Here is a 16645-nt window from a genome sequence, read left to right on the forward strand (position 1 = left end):
GTAAGTGTACACCACAAACAGAAAAAGAAATGCGTGCTGAACGTTAAAGAACAGCAAATAGAAAAACAGCCGCATAATGCGGCTGTTTCAAAGAGATTAACGGTTAGGATGATTTAAGATGTGGTCCTCCCAATTGACCACTTCTATCTCATAGACCACTTTGTTGCGCACACTTTCCCCTGCCGCATGCATGGCCGATTTAGAGCCTGTAATCAATGGATGCCACTCAGGCAAGTTCTGCCCTTCGGCGAGCAAACGATACGCGCAGGTATGAGGAAGCCACGTGAAGTCTTCAATATCGTCTTGAGTCAGCTTGGTACACTCTTCATCGTAATTGAAGCGATTTGGGTAATCTTTACACGAGCATGTCTTACTATTTAACAAACTGCACGCAACATTGGTGTAATAGATTTCATCGGTATCTTCATCCATGAGCTTGTGTAGGCAGCATTTACCACAACCATCGCAAAGAGACTCCCACTCTTGTTCGGTCATCTGCTCTAGTTTTTTTGTTTGCCAAAATGGTGCGCTCATTGGTGTTACTTCGTTATCAAACAGGGGTGCGATTTATACCGTTTAGACTTCCAAAATTCAAGGGCAAAGTTTGAGCTGATCACGCTTGGCTTTTTTGCTAATATCCCGCTCTTGCAAATTTCGAGGTCAGTTTGATGGATTGTCGCTTAGGTTGCGGCGCGTGCTGTATTGCGCCCAGTATCTCTTCTTTTATCCCGGGAATGCCCAATGGCAAGCCTGCTGGGGTTCGGTGTATCCAATTGAATGACGACAATCTGTGTAAATTGTTTGGTAAGCCAGAACGTCCCAAAGTCTGCCATGAGTTTAAGCCTTGTCCGGTAGTGTGCGGAAAAACCAATCAGCAAGCACTGAACAATATTGCAGAGTTAGAGAGCCTGACCTAAAAACACCCACGCTCGAGTTACATCTGCCCTTTGCATTTATTTTATAAAACTCATCACAAGTTTTTCTCTTCGTCACAATCGGTCACACTGGTGGTCATTCATTCAGGTTATAGTTCCCACACCACAGATTCACTGTTGCGGAACTATGACCATCACTCCTACTTTTCACATCATCCTAGTTGAAGATGACAATGAACTCGCAGAGTTGATTCAAGACTTCTTACAAAACTACGAATTCAGCGTCAGCATCGTCGGTGACGGCATTCGCGCCGTGGATACCATTCTTAGCCAACAGCCCGATCTCGTGATCCTTGATGTCATGTTACCTGGTCAAAGTGGCATGGATGTATGCCGAGCGATTCGTTCTGGATATACGGGAATGATATTGATGCAAACCGCACTAGATGACGATATTGATCAAGTGATGGGGCTCGAGTTGGGTGCCGACGATTACATCGTAAAACAAGTAAAACCAAGGCTGCTCTTATCGCGAATCAGAGCGCTGCTTCGTCGCCAAGAGCGGAAGTTTTCCTCTAAGCACGAGCTTCGCTTTGGTGATTTAGCGATCAACTTGCAGCATCGTAGTGTCGAACTCAATCAGCAAGCCATCAAACTCACGACATCCGAATTCGAATTACTGCTTTTATTAGCCAAGAATGTTGGTGAGGTGGTCTCAAGAGATGACATTGCGCAGCACATTAGAGGGTTTGAGTATGATGGTTTAGACCGCTCGATTGACAGACGAATCTCTCGATTACGGCGTTCGCTCAATGACGATCCAAACCAACCTGAATTGATAAAAACAATCCGCGGCGTTGGATACCAACTCTGCATGACATCACTAGGGGCTTGATATGATTCGAGCGTTTTCTATTTTGTGGCTAGTGGTTTTTGTGCCGATTGTCCTGCTCATCATTCCCACGAAAATCAACCCGATTCAGCGGCTCAACGAAGCCTTCTCAGAACACTTTTATCAGCAGATCTACTCGGTTAATTTTGAGCTGCTGTCAAACAAACTGCTTAACCAACCCAACGAGCAGTGGGACATCACCATTCAGCGCTATGCCACTGAGTTCGCCTACCCATTAAAACTCGACTCATTGTCTGACTACGAGTTTGATCAATCACTGCATGAATCACTGAAAAATGGGCAAGTATCCTTTCTTTACGGTGACCCTATGGCACTGATTCAACGTGTCGCTTCTAGCGATAGAGTCATCTATTTTGCCCTCAATGAATCCACAGAGCTTGCGGTTCTTAACCAAGCTAGAGGGACGTTATTTCTTGCCGCAGAGCATCTTCGGTCACTCCCGAAGGAAGAATGGGATGCCGATCTGGCAAGGCAAAATCAGTTGATTCCCTTCTCAATTCGGTTAAAAACACAGTCTGAATTATCCGATGACGCCCTGTCTGCTCTTAAACAAACCATCAATGGCCCCGTGAGCTACGTGAACAACATGGGACAAGTTGAGTTACTCGCCGCCATTGAGCCTGGGCTATGGCTACATGTACAAGACGACCTATCGCAAACCACTCAGCTGAAGTTAACCTCAGCCATTGGCGTTCTGTTTTTCTTATTGATCTCACTTGCTCTGGTACTGTGGATCTTCCCGTTGTGGCGCGACTTAAAACAGCTTGTCGCTACTGCCAATGAATTTGGGCGTGGGCATCTGTCACGACGAGCAAAAGAATGCAAAATGACGGTCGCATCCCAACTTAGCTTTTCATTCAACAAAATGGCAGACAATATCGAGAATTTAATCGCAGGCCAAAGAGAGCTGACCAATGCCATCGCCCACGATTTGCGCACGCCTCTGTACCGATTGCGCTTTGCCCTCGAAATGCTGGATGACGAACAAACATCGGCAGCTCAGAGGGAAAAATATCGCCGTACTATCGACTCGAGCATTGAAGATCTCGACCATCTCATCAATCAGAATTTAGTGTTGGCCCGCTACAATCGAGTCGCAGATATTAACCAATTCTCACAGTGCCATTTCGCCGACTGCTTAAAGCAAGAAGTCGAACACTTCACCCTTGAGCATCCCAACTTGATCATCAACCTTGAGGTGTCGCAAGATCTGCAACAGCAACAGGTATTCATTGACCAAAACGGACTGATGCGGGCGGTCAAAAATCTTCTGAGTAATGCCAGTCGTTACGCTGCCACAACCATCACGCTCAGTTTTCAGTGCCAGCATAAGCACTACGTCATTTGTGTCGAAGACGATGGGGTTGGAATCGCGAAAACGGATGTAGAACGCGTTTTCGAACCTTTTGCACAACTTGAAAACCAAGAGCGTGGCAGTGGGAAAGGACATGGGTTAGGCTTAGCGATCGTCAAACAAATCGCCCATTGGCACAGTGGACAAGTACTCGTTGACGACTCATCACTCGGTGGCGCTAAATTTATCATTCAGTGGCCTCAGTCTTTTACGATGCAACCGTCCAAATCATCTTAATGTGACAAAAATGGACACAAACTGTCCACGATTCGTCAACGACCCATAAGTAGGGTGAATGGTAATTTTAATTCGCATTACTTTATTGCTAATTAAAAGGACGTCACATGATTTCTCGCTTCACTCTATATCGTTGGTCATGCTGCACGCTGCTCGCACTCTTGCCCATGAGTAGTCTCGCACAAACCGACGCATTTACTCCCGGATTCAGCGGCACTCTCAGCATCAATGCCGGATGGAGTCAAAACCAGTCGCAATCCAGCACCCACGATGACAATGCCAGCACTGCAAGTCTAGATGATGAAGGTGAACGCATCGCTCAAGCCGCGCCATTTATTCTTGGTCGCTTACAATACAGTTTTGGCAATACATTGATCTACTTGGGAAATAGCGAAGAGCAAATCACGCAAGCACAGTTTCAGGCCGAGCTAGGAGTCTCCCAAAAAATCACGAAAAACCTTGTGGCAACTGGCGCTCTATTTGGCAACTTACCCGGAATGGATGAGGTGTGGGAAGACCCATATCTAACCAATCAAGACAGACAAACGACCGACCAACGCGTATCGGGAGGCCGCCTCTCACTAGACTTCAATGCTCCTTTCCCTGTGTCTGTGAAATATGCGTACGCTACCAGCGACATAGATCAAGATGATATTGGTTTGTCACTTAGCCTCTCGCCCGTGCAGCGTGATCAACTTGCTAGAGATAGCCAATATCACCGCTTTGGGACCGAATTAACTTTCCCCCTTCATCCAAGTCTGATTCTGGCACCTGCACTTTACTACACAGTTAGAGATGCGAAGGGCGATGCACACGACTTCGAACAGTTCAGCGCGCAACTGTCCGTCATTTTAAGTCTGCGTCAACATAGTATTACCACCACAATTCGAAATAGCAGTAGCGCCTTTGACAAAGAGAACCCCGTATTCAATCAAAAACAAGATCAGAACACTGTCGGCGTCTTTTCTGTTTATAGCTATCAGCAACTCTTTGGCTGGCAAGGTACTCAGTTGCATGTGATGGCGGGTTATCAAAAACAGGACTCCGACATCAACTTCTACGATAGCGAAAATACCTTTCTTTCAACGGGCATTAGCTACAGCTTTTAACCAAGGAATAACACGATGAACTACTTGAAAGTACTGAGTATTGCGTTAGTGCTGTTCACATTCGGCTGTGTCGATGATGCAAGCGATACTGAAAAATACACTAAACCCACTGTGAACGCAGGCTCGGATCAGTTGCACACGCTTCCGCAGGCTAGTGTCACCTTAAGAGGCTCAGCCAAAACTTACCCCAAACACCTCTACAAGATTAAAACGACGCGATGGAGCCAGATCTCAGGTCCTCAGCAACTTGCTATTTTGAACGGTGACAGCTTAACCGCAACACTGATCAATCCAACCATTGCAGGCACTTACGAGTTTGAACTGTATGCAAAAGACAGTATCGGAAGAACCAATACTGATAGGGTCAAAATCATTCTTAGAGAGCAGCAAGTGTTGGTCAACGCTCGATCAACATCAACTTACCTTGATGACTACCAGTTGATGTGGGATTCAGTGTTCCATCGTTTTGCCGATCAGTATGACGTCGAGCAGCAGTGGCACCGAATCTACCAAGCCTACTGGGTAAAAGCAGCAGACGTCGCCAATGAATCAGAATGGCAACAACTCATCGATACCCTAAAACGTGAAATGGCAAGCGAGCATAATCAACGCGGGCAACCAGTGCGAGATGATCAACCGACGTTTGCCGTTGACTGGTCGAGTGAAAATGGTATTGCGACAGTCACCCTAATCGAGCCCAATCAAGCCACACCGACCGAACTGCGTAAGGCGATAGACTCACTATGGGCAGCGTTAACCGATAGCTATGAGGTTAACATTAACGTTAAAAGCAGTGCGCCGCTTACCGAGCAGATCCGATGGACCTTGATGGAGAGCTTCGCTCAACAAACGATGGATGTGTGCTTACTGGATGGAGAGAAATCTAACTCTTGCGTCACGGTCAATGCCAACAAGCGGCTTGAAGGTAAACGCCTCTTCGCTTCAGATACCAGTCGCGATAGCGTTTTGAATCGATTTTTACTTGCAAGCCAAAATGGTGAAAGCCGCCTGATGATTAGCCCTACAGTGACTCAAGAAATAGAGCGCTTTAGACACTAAGCCTATAGACGTAAAGTGGCTCACAACAAAAAAGCGATGCTCATGGCATCGCTTTATCAACTTAACTTTTGTCGACCTAACAACGAGTGGGATAACGTTGTACCGTCTACCAGTTCGAGCTCGCCCCCGACAGGAACCCCGTGAGCAATACGGCTTGCCGATACTTGGCTTTCTTTACATAGCTCAGCAATGTAGTGTGCTGTTGCTTCGCCTTCAACGGTGGGATTTGTCGCCAAAATTACTTCGCTAATATCACCACGGCGTAAACGATAGTCCAACACATCAAGACCAATATCGCTCGGTCCGATACCATCTAACGGCGACAAGTGCCCCATCAAGACAAAGTAACGTCCGGAATACTGCCCCGTTGCTTCCACTGCTGCAATATCAGCAGGGCTTTCAACCACACAAAGCTGGCCATTTTCTTGCCGCTTCGGATTGGTACAGATATGACACACTTCCTCTTCTGTGAAAGTACGACATTCGCTACAGTGGCCAATTTCGGTCATTGACTGGCTTAGGGCATCCGCCAGTTGCAAGCCACCTTTTCTATCTCGCTGTAACAAATGAAAGGCCATACGCTGCGCCGACTTGGGGCCAACCCCAGGTAGACAACGTAAGGCCTCCATCAATTGTTCCAGCATATGACTGGTACGCATTAACTAACCTTGTCGATTAGAACGGCATTTTCATACCTGGTGGTAATTGCATACCGCCAGTTACGCCAGCCATTTTCTCTTTTTGAGTTTCTTCAACGCGGCGAGCAGCATCGTTAAATGCAGCAGCGATAAGATCTTCAAGCATCTCTTTGTCGTCTTCCATCAAGCTTTCATCGATTTCAACACGACGCACACTGTGACTACCAGTAATCGTCACTTTCACAAGGCCAGCACCAGACTCACCGGTCACTTCCATATTTGCGATTTCTTCTTGAAGCTTTTGCATACGCTCTTGCATTTGCTGGGCTTGCTTCATTAGATTGCCCATACCGCCTTTACCAAACATGTTTATCTCTCTGGTTAGTTAGCTTGTTTCGTTATTAGATGGGGCTGAACTCAATCGCTTTCAACCCCGACAATTAAATTGGTCGTACACTCTCTTTATCAAGTTCAGCCGCGAAACGTCGCTCGATAAAGCGAACGTGTTCATCATTTTCTAGGCTGGTGAATGCTTGCTGCAATTTACCCTGATAAAGTTTGTCTCTTAATTCTAACGGGGTTTCCCCCTTATCGCCCACTTCCACGCTCAAGTGGCACTCTTCACCCAATACGCTATTGAGCGCCTGAAGCAGTTCGCTCTGCGCGCGGTCGGTGTTCAGGTGCGCCTGCTCTGGTCTTAGCGTTAATGAAATAGAAGAACCACTGCGCTCAAAATGCGAGTTCAGCGCGAGCTGCTCGGTCAGCTTGGCGGTCTCTAACTTGCTGATCAATGACGCCCAGTCACTTTGCTCTAAGCTCTCAACCACCAGCTTCTGTATCATTTCTGGTGTTTTTTCATGCTCTAGGGCTTTCTTTAACTGTGTCGGTGTAAGCTCAGTTTTCTGCTGCTCTTTTTGCGGCAGAGTTGGCTTCCAGCGATAAGGCTCATTCTCTTCTACAGGTGTTGCAGTCGATTGTGGGTTTGACAAAGGCGACACCTGCGATGCTCCACCGTGCTTTTGAGCAACACGGTCGAGCACAGAATCTGGTTTAGCAGATGTCGCTCTAGCCTTTTTTGGCGCGTTTCCTGATGCGTCAGGATTTGGTGTCAAACCTTTACGCTGAGATCGCAGTTGATGGCGCAATCCGCTTATCGGTGATGTTCCTCTGCTCGTAGGCGGCTGCTCTGACTGTGCAGGTGGACGCTGTTGAGGCGCGCCTTGAGAGGGAGCATGCCCTTGCATTAGAGCATCATCATACATTGGCGGCGCATCGTATTGCACAGGCTCATTCATATAGCCCGGAGGTGGAGCGTCATAACCTTGATCTGGCACCGATGGCTGAGTGTGCGGCATTGGCGCTGAGGGGCTTTGCTCAGTCATCGCGCTTTGGGAAGCCGGAGCAGGTTGAGGTTGTGACGTTGCCTGCGGCGCACTAGCAACTGGCGCAGGGCTGACCTCAGGTGCGGTTGAAATCGCGTTTGCTTGCGGCTGAGAAGCGGGGCTAAATGCCATCATGCGCAGCACAACCATCTCTAAGCCAATTCGCTCAGACGGTGCTAACGGCAGATCTTGACGACCTTTCAACGCAATTTGGTAGTACAACTGCACATCTTGCGGAGAGAGCGCTCGGCTAAGCAGCTCTATCTTTTCAGCGTCAGGCTGCGCTTTGTCTAGCGTTGAAGGCAACGCTTGGAACATCGCCATACGGTGCAGTTGGGTCGCGAGTTGTTGCAGCAACCCATCCCACTCTACCCCGTTTTGCGCGAGCTGGGTCACCATCTCCATTGCTTGTTGTGGCTGTTTGGAACTGATGGCTTCAAGTAAATGCAGTGCCTGATCCGTATCTAGCGTTCCCAACATGTGGGCAACGCTATCAGTTAACACAGTACCATTGCCAAGTGCGATAGCTTGATCGGTCAAACTGAGTGCATCGCGCATACTGCCATCCGCAGCGTGTGCGATCATACCAAGAGCACGAGCCTCACTGGTCACTTGCTCTTTAGCTAAAATATGGTCTAGCTGCTCATGTATAGTATCGACACTGATTGGCTTCAGATGGAACTGTAAACAGCGAGACAATATTGTCACTGGTAGTTTTTGAGGATCCGTGGTCGCGAGCAAAAACTTCACATACTCTGGTGGCTCTTCAAGCGTTTTTAATAACGCATTGAAACTATGGCGCGAGAGCATATGAACTTCATCGATGAGGTAAACTTTGAATCGACCGCGAGCCGGTTTGTACTGAACGTTGTCCAGCAATTCACGAGTATCTTCGACCTTTGTGCGCGACGCAGCATCAATCTCTAGCAAATCAACAAAGCGACCTTCATCGATTTCTTTACAAGTGGCACATTGACCACATGGCGTCGAGGTAATGCCTGTTTCACAGTTTAACCCTTTGGCAAACAAACGACCGATTGTCGTCTTGCCGACCCCTCGCGTACCGCTAAATAGATACGCGTGATGCAGTCGATTCTGGGCTAACGCATTTTCGAGTGCTGTTAAGACATGGCTTTGACCGACAACTTCCGTAAATTTTGTCGGACGCCATTTTCGCGCTAAGGCAAGATAACTCATGAATTAAACCTATTAATAACTTACCCGATTAGTGACCTTCAAATTCACAGATGCTGTAAACATTAAGACCTAGGCCCTCAAGACGCTTGTCTCCGCCAATTTCAGGAAGATTGATTACAAACGCCGCGTGCTCTACCACACCACCAAGCTGACGAATCAGTTTAGTCGTCGCTTCGATTGTGCCGCCTGTTGCCAGTAGGTCATCAACCACAAGGACTTTGTCGCCTTCTTTGATCGCGTCTGTGTGAATTTCTAGTGTGTCAGTACCGTACTCAAGTTCATAAGATTGAGCGACAGTTTCACGTGGCAGTTTGCCAGGCTTACGGACAGGAACGAAACCAACACCAAGCTCTAGTGCTAAAGGCGCGCCAAATAAGAAGCCTCGTGCTTCGGTGCCCACAACTTTAGTGAATCCCATCGATTGGTACTTTTCCACCAGAAGTTTGATGGTTGCGCGGTACGCCGCTGGATCTTCCATCAAGCTAGTGACATCGCGAAATAGAATGCCTGGTTTCGGGTAGTCTTGAATGCTTTTAATACTAGATTTGATCAGTTGGAGTGTTTCAGTTGTCATAATTCATTACTTAGATTGGCTAGGCTTGTCGGTTTATATAATTAGCATTTTCAAGCAATAGCGTGGGTTCTCTGCACAATGCATTGCTGAATCTATTCAACATGCTGACTAAAAGGTTTGTGCCTAAAAAACAAACGCCCACTCGAAGGTGGGCACGCTTCCTTGCAATCTTAGTGATTTTCTTGCTCGTCAGCAAGGCGCTCAATCACAGGCAACCGAATAAACCAAACCAGAAGTGCCACCAGCATGATCACTAGCATAATTTTTAGCCAGAAATGGGGAACAAACCATATTGAGAAACTGAAGCTCAGCAAAATATAAACGGCACCTCGGGTTTTCACCTTGGTGGTAACCGCTTTGTGGTTATGCCAATTGTCTAATATTGGTCCAAAGGTTTTGTGTTGGTGCAACCACCGATGAAATCGAGGACTGCTGCGCATAAAGCAAGCGCTAGAAAGTAAAATGAAGGGCGTGGTCGGTAACAAAGGTAGGAATATGCCCAGAATGCCCAGGCACAAACTCAGGATACCAACAATATTTAAGCTAAGTCTGCGAATACTGATGGCATGCCCCTAGAAAAATTTAGAAGCCCGCGTATCCGTTAAGTACACGAATCCAAGTCAAAGTAGCTGGAAGTGTAGGGATAAGTAGGACTGCAATAAAACCTAAAAAGTAAAAGATATTATAAGGTTCTTTAAAATCTTTGTCTGCCATGGATTACTTCTCTGATGTAGGTGACGATTTATTTAAGACCAAGTGAAATAAGAGTTAACACTATGGGCTTTTTTTGTTTCGGCGGACTATACCCTATTCTGTGTTCTGGAAACACCGAGTAAAAAAAGGGTTATTAAGATTTTATGACTTGAGGCGAGCAGCGCTTAAGCACTGCCACCACGGTAGATGTCTAAGGTAAAGCTACTCGATCCCAAGCAACTAAGGGCAATCTGACAAGCAGACTGAATCGGCAACTCGTTGGTGATAAAGTTCTTCACGCAGTTATCGCCAAGCGTAACCCCGGGCTGAATATGTTGAGAGATATAACCATTTGACCACTGGCAATCAAGACCAGCGGGTAAAATGGATAGCGTCCCTTCAGAGAGGTCTGCAACGCCAAACAAAGCTTTAACTGGCGTAGAGCATTGCGAGCACTTGATCCCCTTCTCCAGCAAATAGGCGATGTCTTTTAAATCGGCGTTGAAACACTTGAGGTTGCGTAAATAGTCATGGAACAAGGCACGAATCAAGAGTGTGGTTGCAGCACCGTGCTCACCTTCACTTGCTGAATCAACGATATAAAACGCAAACTGTCCGTTCATTAACCAAGCGTAATCAAACACGATAGGCATCACTTCGGTAGACTGCAAAATGCGGTAACTGCACTTCCAGTCCCCTTGCGAGGTATCCCGTTCAGGAAGCAGGGCGTGAAGCAAATCTTTGGCGGCACTACGATTTTCCTGCAAGAACTCAAGATGCCAATGCAGCTCTTGCTCTTCGGGCACATCCCCACTATCAACACGGAACCATTGGCTTGCAAAATCGCGTTGGTCACTCAAATGATTATCCGAGTCGTCTAAGGTATTCTCAATCGCGCACATTAAATGCTCGTAATTGCCAATCGGTTTGGGCAAGAAATCCTTTATTCCGTAACGAAGCGCTTTTGCAACATCGGCCATATCGTCTGTCGCAGACACCACAATCAAAGGCAGCGATGGATACTCCAAGCTCACCTCTTCCACAAACTCGATGCCATCGAGTACTGGCATGGCGAGATCGCACATGATGATATCCGGCTCTGCGCTCTTAAGCTTCCTTAAACCGTCTAATCCGTTCTCAGCCTCGACGACTTTGTATCCTTGAGATAGAAGGAAGCCCGAGGTGATGCGACGAAAGATAGGATCATCGTCAACCAACATGACAAGTTTTTCACCAGGGGCAATATTGGGAGTATCGCTCGGTGCAACTTCAACTGTTTTATACATAAACCTTTGCCTCACACAACTATAAAGTACAACGTGTTTATTATTGTTATTCGGTCTAGTGACCTTTGTTTCAAACGCCCTTTAAAAGTAGTCACGAACGGCTGTTTATACAAATCTTCCACTTTTGCTCTGGGTTGCATACTATATGTATGGAATATCAAATATCGATAAAGATGTTGATATGTCTCAACCTTTGACATTTGATATAGATATAAATTAACCAAATTCGTAAAAAAATGTGTCTACTAAAATGAAATTAGATGATCTCAACTTGTTCAGGCTTGTGGTCGAAAATGGGAGCTACACTGCGACTTCCCGAAAAACTATGATCCCTGTTGCAACGATTACTCGACGCATACAGGCTTTGGAGGATTCTCTAAACCTGCGTCTACTGAATAGGCACGCGCGTAAACTTTCCCTGACAGAGGCGGGAGAGCGCTTTTACAGCGAATGTTCACCGCTACTCGACCGATTGACGCTCACCGCAGAAGAGATCTCCGATGAATGTCGCGGTGCTGCAGGTAAGATTCGTATAACGGCGCCATCAAACTTAACCAAGCGTATGATGATGCCAATGTTTAACGACTTCATGAAACAATACCCAGATATCAATCTGGAGCTGACAACAAGTAACCATTCAGAACAACTTGATCCAACGGAATGGGACGTAATCTTCCGAGTCGGCCCTCAACGAGATTCCAGCTTGATCGCTCGAAAAATAAACTCGGTAGAAGATATTTTGGTCGCGAGTCCAGAGTATTTAAAAACGAACCCTGCACCAAAACACGCAGAAGAGTTGCACAATCACAGCCTGTTAAAAGGCGCCCCACTGTTAAAGTGGCAACTGTCTAACCAAAATGGTGAAACAGTGGTTAACAATGACAAAGGCCGCTTTCAAGCTAACGCACTTAATGTAGTTCGTAGCGCTTGCAGTGACGGCTTAGGTATCACCTTGATGCCTGATGTGATGCTAAAAGAGTTCATCGATGACGGTAGTTTGGTACGAGTTCTCGAAGACTGGAGCGCAAACCCTCGCGATATCTATATGCTTTACAACCATAAAGATCACCTGCCAGAAAAAGTGCGCCTGTTCATCGATTTTGTTATCGCCTACAACATCCACTGACAAAAAAAGAGCTTGGTATGACCAAGCTCTTTTTGATTTGATTACAAATATTCAACGAATTTACTCAGGTCGCGCTCTGGCACCTTCATTGGCGTACACCCTGGAGTGCCTAGGTAAAGGAAGCCGACGATTTCATCCTCTCCCTCGAGACCAAATGCCTTGTGGACGGTTGGATGGAACATCCATTTTCCTGAGCGCCAAAACGCTTGAAAGCCCTGCGCAACAGCCGCCATTTGCATTGCTTGAACGGCACAACCCGCAGACAAATGTTGCTCAAAGGCGGGCACTTTTTCATGTTCGGTCACTTTCGCGATCACAGTGATCACCATCGGAGCTCGAAACGGTGCGTTTTTCACCTTTTCAATGACAGCGTCGTCACTCTTATCTTCTACCGCCGCTTTCACCAGAATGTCCGATAGTTTGTTTAGCCCAGACCCTTGTGAAATCACAAATCTCCACGGCGTTAAGCCCGCGTGATCAGGTGCTCGCAAACCGGCGCGTATGATGTTTTCTAGCGCTTTCCCTTCAGGAGCTGGCGCTGACAATTTGGCAATTGAGCGACGGTTGAGCAATAGTTCTAAAGCGTCCATTTGAAATCCTTAAGCTTTACTTCTTGTTTTTCTTGATAATAACTCTCAAATAGAAAAAAGGCGAACCTTATGGTTCGCCTATGCCTGTTACATGAAATTACTCGTAGAACGGTTTATCTAGCCCTGCTCGCGTCAGTAGGCCATCGCAAGGTGCAAATCGATCACCGTATTTCTCCGCGTGTTGATTCATGATCTCGACCAGTTTCTTCACGCCGATTTGGTCCATGTAGCGGAAAGGACCGCCCAAGAATGGTGGGAATCCGATACCAAAAATGGCACCAATATCACCGTCACGCGGGCTGCGAATAATACCTTCATCCAAACAACGAACGGCTTCATTGAGCATAGGTAGCACACATCGCATCGCCATGTCTTCTTGCGCCATCTTGGATTCTGGGCTCAGTCCAAGCAATTTGTAGACAGACTTGTCGACTTCCTTCTTTTTACCCTTGTAGGTGTAAAAACCTTTACCGCTTTTACGCCCTTTGCGACCATCATTCAAAAGCGTATCGAATACGTCTGGCCCTTTAAATCGCTCGCCAAGCTCATTGACCAAGATCGGCATAATCTTCGCGCCAATATCAACGCCGACTTCGTCAAGCAAAGTGATTGGTCCGACAGGGAAGCCGAAGTTGAGCAGCGCTTTATCTAGGTGTCCAATCGGCTCACCAGACATTAGAACTTGCGCCGCTTCGTTCATGTAAGGGGCAAGAATACGGTTGACATAAAAACCCGCGCAGTCTTTGACAACAATTGGCGTTTTGCCTTGTTTGCGAGCAAATTCCACGACCGTCGATACCGTCTCGTCCGATGTTCCCTCGTGCGGAATCACTTCCACCAGTGGCATTTTTTCAACTGGGCTGAAGTAATGCAGGCCGACAACGTTTTCAGGTCGCTGCGCTTTCTCGGCAATCTGCCCGATTGGAAGTGACGACGTATTTGTTGCGAAAATGGTGCTATCTTTAGCATTCTCTTCGATATCTGCGACCATTTTCTGCTTGAGGTCGAGATCTTCGAACACCGCTTCGATCACAATGTCGGTATGGTTGAAGCTGGTGAAATCTGTCCCACCAGAAAGCTGTAACATCTTCGATTGCAATTGAGCTTTCGAGATAATACGGCGCTTGCGCTGAGTTTCGAACAACTTGTAGTTGTACTTCAACGCATTCAATACCCCATCTTCTGAGACATCTTTGATGCGCACCGGCACTTTCGCTTTAGCCACGCTGACATGGCTAATCCCCGCGCCCATCAAACCACCGCCTAAAACAGCCGCTCGCTTGACAGGTAACGGCTCTGCGTCACTGCCGTTCTCTTTTTTCATCTCTGTTGTTGCAAAGAAGATTGAACGTAGCGCCTTAGATTCAGAGGTCATCACAAGCTCAGCAAAACGCTCGGCTTCTTTCTTCTGGCCCTGCTCGAAGCCTTTCTCTAAACCGTAACGAATCACTTCTAAGATGGCGTCTGCGGCTGGGTAGTTTCCACGGGTTTTCTCGAACGTTTTCTTTGCCGCTTGATCAAAGATCACCTTACGTCCAAGACCGGTGTTTGAGATAAGTTTCTCTTTGGTCGAGACTTTACGCTTGCCTTTGCTTTTGCCTGCGTTCTTTTCAACAAAGCTTTTCGCGACATCGAGCAAGATGGTCTCAGGCACTACAGCATCTACGACACCGAGCTTTTTCGCTTTCTTGGCGCGAAGCTGCTTACCGGTTAAGATCAAATCTAGCGACGGCAGTAAACCAATCAAACGAGGCAGACGTTGCGTGCCACCAGAACCAGGCAGTAACCCAAGCTGCACTTCTGGCAGCCCTAGGCGAGTTTTATCGGAGTCAGTACATACTCGGTAATCACACGCTAGTGCCAGCTCTAAACCGCCACCCAAACAAGGACCGTGGATCGCGGCAACAACGGGATAAGGCAAATCCGAAAGATGTTGGAACATCTGCTGACCTTTCTCAGCCAATGCCTGTGCTTCTGCTGCCGTTGTACATGCATCTAACATTCGAACGTCAGCGCCAGCGACAAAGTTGTCTGGCTTCAATGAATGTACGATCAATCCTTTAATGGACGATTTTTTCTCATCAAGTTGAGCAAACACGTCTTCCATTTCTTCAGCAAAAGCCGCTTGAAGCGTATTCATCTTCTCGCCTGGGACGTCTATCGCCAACCAAGCGAAGTCATTTTCATCAATGTTTAGCTTAAATGCTTTCTGCTCGCTCATTACTCAACCTCCAAAATCATAGCTGCACCAAGACCACCTGCCGCACACGCCGTGTTCAGCGCCAAACCGCCACCGCGGCGTTTTAGCTCTCGTAATGTTTGGGTAATCATTCGTGCGCCCGTTGCTGCGAAGGGGTGGCCATAGGCGATAGAACCGCCAAGGACGTTAAACTTGTCCATGTCGATTTCACCAATCGCTTTAGAGCGGCCAAGGTGTTGTTGTGCAAATGCATCGCTAGCAAACATTTTCACGTTTGAAAGCGCCTGAGCAGCAAAGGCTTCATGCATGTCAATCAAAGTAAGATCAGAAAGCTCAATTCCCGCTCGCTCTAGCGCCATAGGCGTTGCGAATGACGGCCCCATCAGCATATCCGTTTCAACGCCAATCGCAGAAAAAGCGTAAGAACGGATATAGCCCATAATGTCTAGGCCGAGCTCTTTTGCTTTCCCTTCACGCATCAGCATGATTGCTGCGGCGCCATCAGTTAGCGGCGTACTGTTTGCTGCGGTCACACTGCCATACTGTCTATCAAAAGCCGGACGCAACTTCGCATACCCTTCTAGCGTCGAGTCATAACGGATATTGTTGTCTTGCGAGATCCACTTTTTATACGGCTCTGGGAACGCGGTCATCACCTCGCCTTCAATCTTGCCGTCTTGCCAAGCCTGAGCCGCTAACGTGTGAGAGCGGTGCGCTAAAGCATCTTGCTCTTGACGAGAAATCCCGTGTGATTTGGCCATTTGCTCTGCGGTCTGGCCCATCGATAAGCCTGTTGAGTATTCAGCCACCGCCGGTGGAACTGGCATTAAGTCTTTCAGGGATAGGCTTTTTAGAATCTTGAGTTTTTGGCCAACTGTTTTGGTTTTGCTCAGTGCTAATAGGTTCGCAGCCAACTTTTTGGAGACACCAATAGGCAATACCGAGGAAGAATCTGCCCCGCCAGCAATACCGACATCAATAGTCCCAGACATGATGCTTTCCGCAACATTGACCGCAGACTGAAAGCTCGTTGCACATGCTCGCGTCACGCTGTAGGCATCAGTGTTAATGTCCATGCCCGTTCCAAGCACAATTTCACGTGCGATATTCGGTGCTTCAGGCATTTGAACCACTTGACCAAACACAACTTGATCGATCAATTTTGGGTCGATCTCTGTCCGTGCCATCATTTCGCTTACTACCATTTTGCCTAGGTCAACAGCTGGCACTTTGCTGAACTCAGTGCTTTGACGCGCAAAAGGGGTACGCAAACCAGCGACAATTGCAACGCGCTCACCAGAGCGGGTTTTCACTTCCTGCTTGCCCATTGTTTCTCCTTGGATATTAAGAGGTCTGACCACGTCATTGTAACGAGATTGTTAACGCAATCAAACAATCGTTTGAATAAACGT

16 protein-coding genes are annotated in these 16645 nt (G+C 47.3%); 6 read left to right on the forward strand and 10 right to left on the reverse strand.

All coding sequences use genetic code 11. From position 1 onward, the window contains the following. Positions 1–96: 96 nt before the first annotated feature. On the reverse strand, positions 97–534 hold the full coding sequence (locus tag RJ47_RS10440; RefSeq protein WP_038212878.1) for a YcgN family cysteine cluster protein: 438 nt from the start codon (positions 532–534) through the stop codon (positions 97–99). 134 nt (positions 535–668) lie between these two features. On the opposite strand from RJ47_RS10440, the gene RJ47_RS20835 reads away from it, so the two are divergent. The 5 genes from RJ47_RS20835 to RJ47_RS20695 all read left to right on the forward strand — a co-directional run bounded on the left by RJ47_RS20835 (position 669) and on the right by RJ47_RS20695 (position 5547). Then, positions 669–917: a YkgJ family cysteine cluster protein gene (locus RJ47_RS20835; RefSeq protein WP_072016683.1), complete on the forward strand. Its 249-nt coding sequence runs from the start codon at positions 669–671 to the stop codon at positions 915–917. 145 nt (positions 918–1062) lie between these two features. Further along, complete coding sequence (locus tag RJ47_RS10445) at positions 1063–1770, forward strand: winged helix-turn-helix domain-containing protein (RefSeq protein ID WP_039483702.1); 708 nt, start codon at positions 1063–1065, stop codon at positions 1768–1770. Between the two features lies 1 nt (position 1771). After that, the gene (locus RJ47_RS10450) at positions 1772–3379 is read left to right on the forward strand and encodes an ATP-binding protein (protein ID WP_039483705.1); all 1608 of its coding nucleotides are present in this window, start codon (positions 1772–1774) and stop codon (positions 3377–3379) included. A 107-nt stretch (positions 3380–3486) separates the two neighbouring features. Next, a complete protein-coding gene (locus RJ47_RS10455; protein ID WP_039483707.1) occupies positions 3487–4488 on the forward strand; it encodes a DUF2860 family protein in 1002 nt (333 codons plus the stop codon). Positions 4489–4503: 15 nt separating this feature from the next. Further along, on the forward strand, positions 4504–5547 hold the full coding sequence (locus tag RJ47_RS20695) for a PKD domain-containing protein (RefSeq protein WP_052237935.1): 1044 nt from the start codon (positions 4504–4506) through the stop codon (positions 5545–5547). Between the two features lie 56 nt (positions 5548–5603). On the opposite strand, the gene recR is transcribed toward RJ47_RS20695, so the two are convergent. The 6 genes from recR to RJ47_RS10495 form a co-directional block, all read right to left on the reverse strand. Next, positions 5604–6206 carry a recombination mediator RecR gene (gene recR / locus RJ47_RS10465; protein WP_005471790.1) on the reverse strand — a complete coding sequence of 201 codons (603 nt, stop codon included), beginning with the start codon at positions 6204–6206 and terminating at the stop codon, positions 5604–5606. Between the two features lie 16 nt (positions 6207–6222). Then, positions 6223–6552 (reverse strand): YbaB/EbfC family nucleoid-associated protein, encoded by a 330-nt coding sequence (locus RJ47_RS10470; RefSeq protein ID WP_006959389.1) that lies wholly within the window; start codon positions 6550–6552, stop codon positions 6223–6225. Between the two features lie 73 nt (positions 6553–6625). Next, a complete protein-coding gene (gene dnaX, locus RJ47_RS10475) occupies positions 6626–8764 on the reverse strand; it encodes a DNA polymerase III subunit gamma/tau (protein WP_039483708.1) in 2139 nt (712 codons plus the stop codon). Between the two features lie 28 nt (positions 8765–8792). Then, positions 8793–9338 carry an adenine phosphoribosyltransferase gene (gene apt, locus RJ47_RS10480; protein WP_005471880.1) on the reverse strand — a complete coding sequence of 182 codons (546 nt, stop codon included), beginning with the start codon at positions 9336–9338 and terminating at the stop codon, positions 8793–8795. A gap of 170 nt (positions 9339–9508) precedes the next feature. After that, positions 9509–9874, reverse strand: coding sequence for a YbaN family protein (locus tag RJ47_RS10485; protein ID WP_043886846.1), 366 nt, complete (start codon positions 9872–9874; stop codon positions 9509–9511). A gap of 342 nt (positions 9875–10216) precedes the next feature. Beyond that, positions 10217–11317, reverse strand: coding sequence for a response regulator (locus tag RJ47_RS10495; protein ID WP_039483709.1), 1101 nt, complete (start codon positions 11315–11317; stop codon positions 10217–10219). A 250-nt stretch (positions 11318–11567) separates the two neighbouring features. Here RJ47_RS10495 and RJ47_RS10500 point away from each other — a divergent pair, with 250 nt between their 5' ends. Next, entirely contained in the window at positions 11568–12443 is an 876-nt protein-coding gene (locus RJ47_RS10500) for a LysR family transcriptional regulator (protein WP_038139001.1), read from the forward strand. A gap of 41 nt (positions 12444–12484) precedes the next feature. Here the strand turns inward: RJ47_RS10500 and RJ47_RS10505 are convergent, their stop codons facing one another. From RJ47_RS10505 to fadI, 3 genes are all read right to left on the reverse strand, one after another. Next, positions 12485–13033, reverse strand: a complete 549-nt coding sequence (locus RJ47_RS10505) for an NAD(P)H nitroreductase (RefSeq protein ID WP_038212861.1) — start codon at positions 13031–13033, stop codon at positions 12485–12487. A 97-nt stretch (positions 13034–13130) separates the two neighbouring features. Beyond that, complete coding sequence (fadJ, locus tag RJ47_RS10510; RefSeq protein WP_039483710.1) at positions 13131–15254, reverse strand: fatty acid oxidation complex subunit alpha FadJ; 2124 nt, start codon at positions 15252–15254, stop codon at positions 13131–13133. Then, a complete protein-coding gene (gene fadI / locus RJ47_RS10515) occupies positions 15254–16561 on the reverse strand; it encodes an acetyl-CoA C-acyltransferase FadI (RefSeq protein ID WP_038192973.1) in 1308 nt (435 codons plus the stop codon). The genes fadJ and fadI overlap by 1 nt, the downstream gene beginning before the upstream one ends. Positions 16562–16645 lie beyond the last annotated feature (84 nt).

The organism is Vibrio sinaloensis (assembly GCF_000808535.1).
In the GTDB taxonomy this organism is placed as follows: Bacteria; Pseudomonadota; Gammaproteobacteria; order Enterobacterales; family Vibrionaceae; genus Vibrio; species Vibrio sinaloensis_D.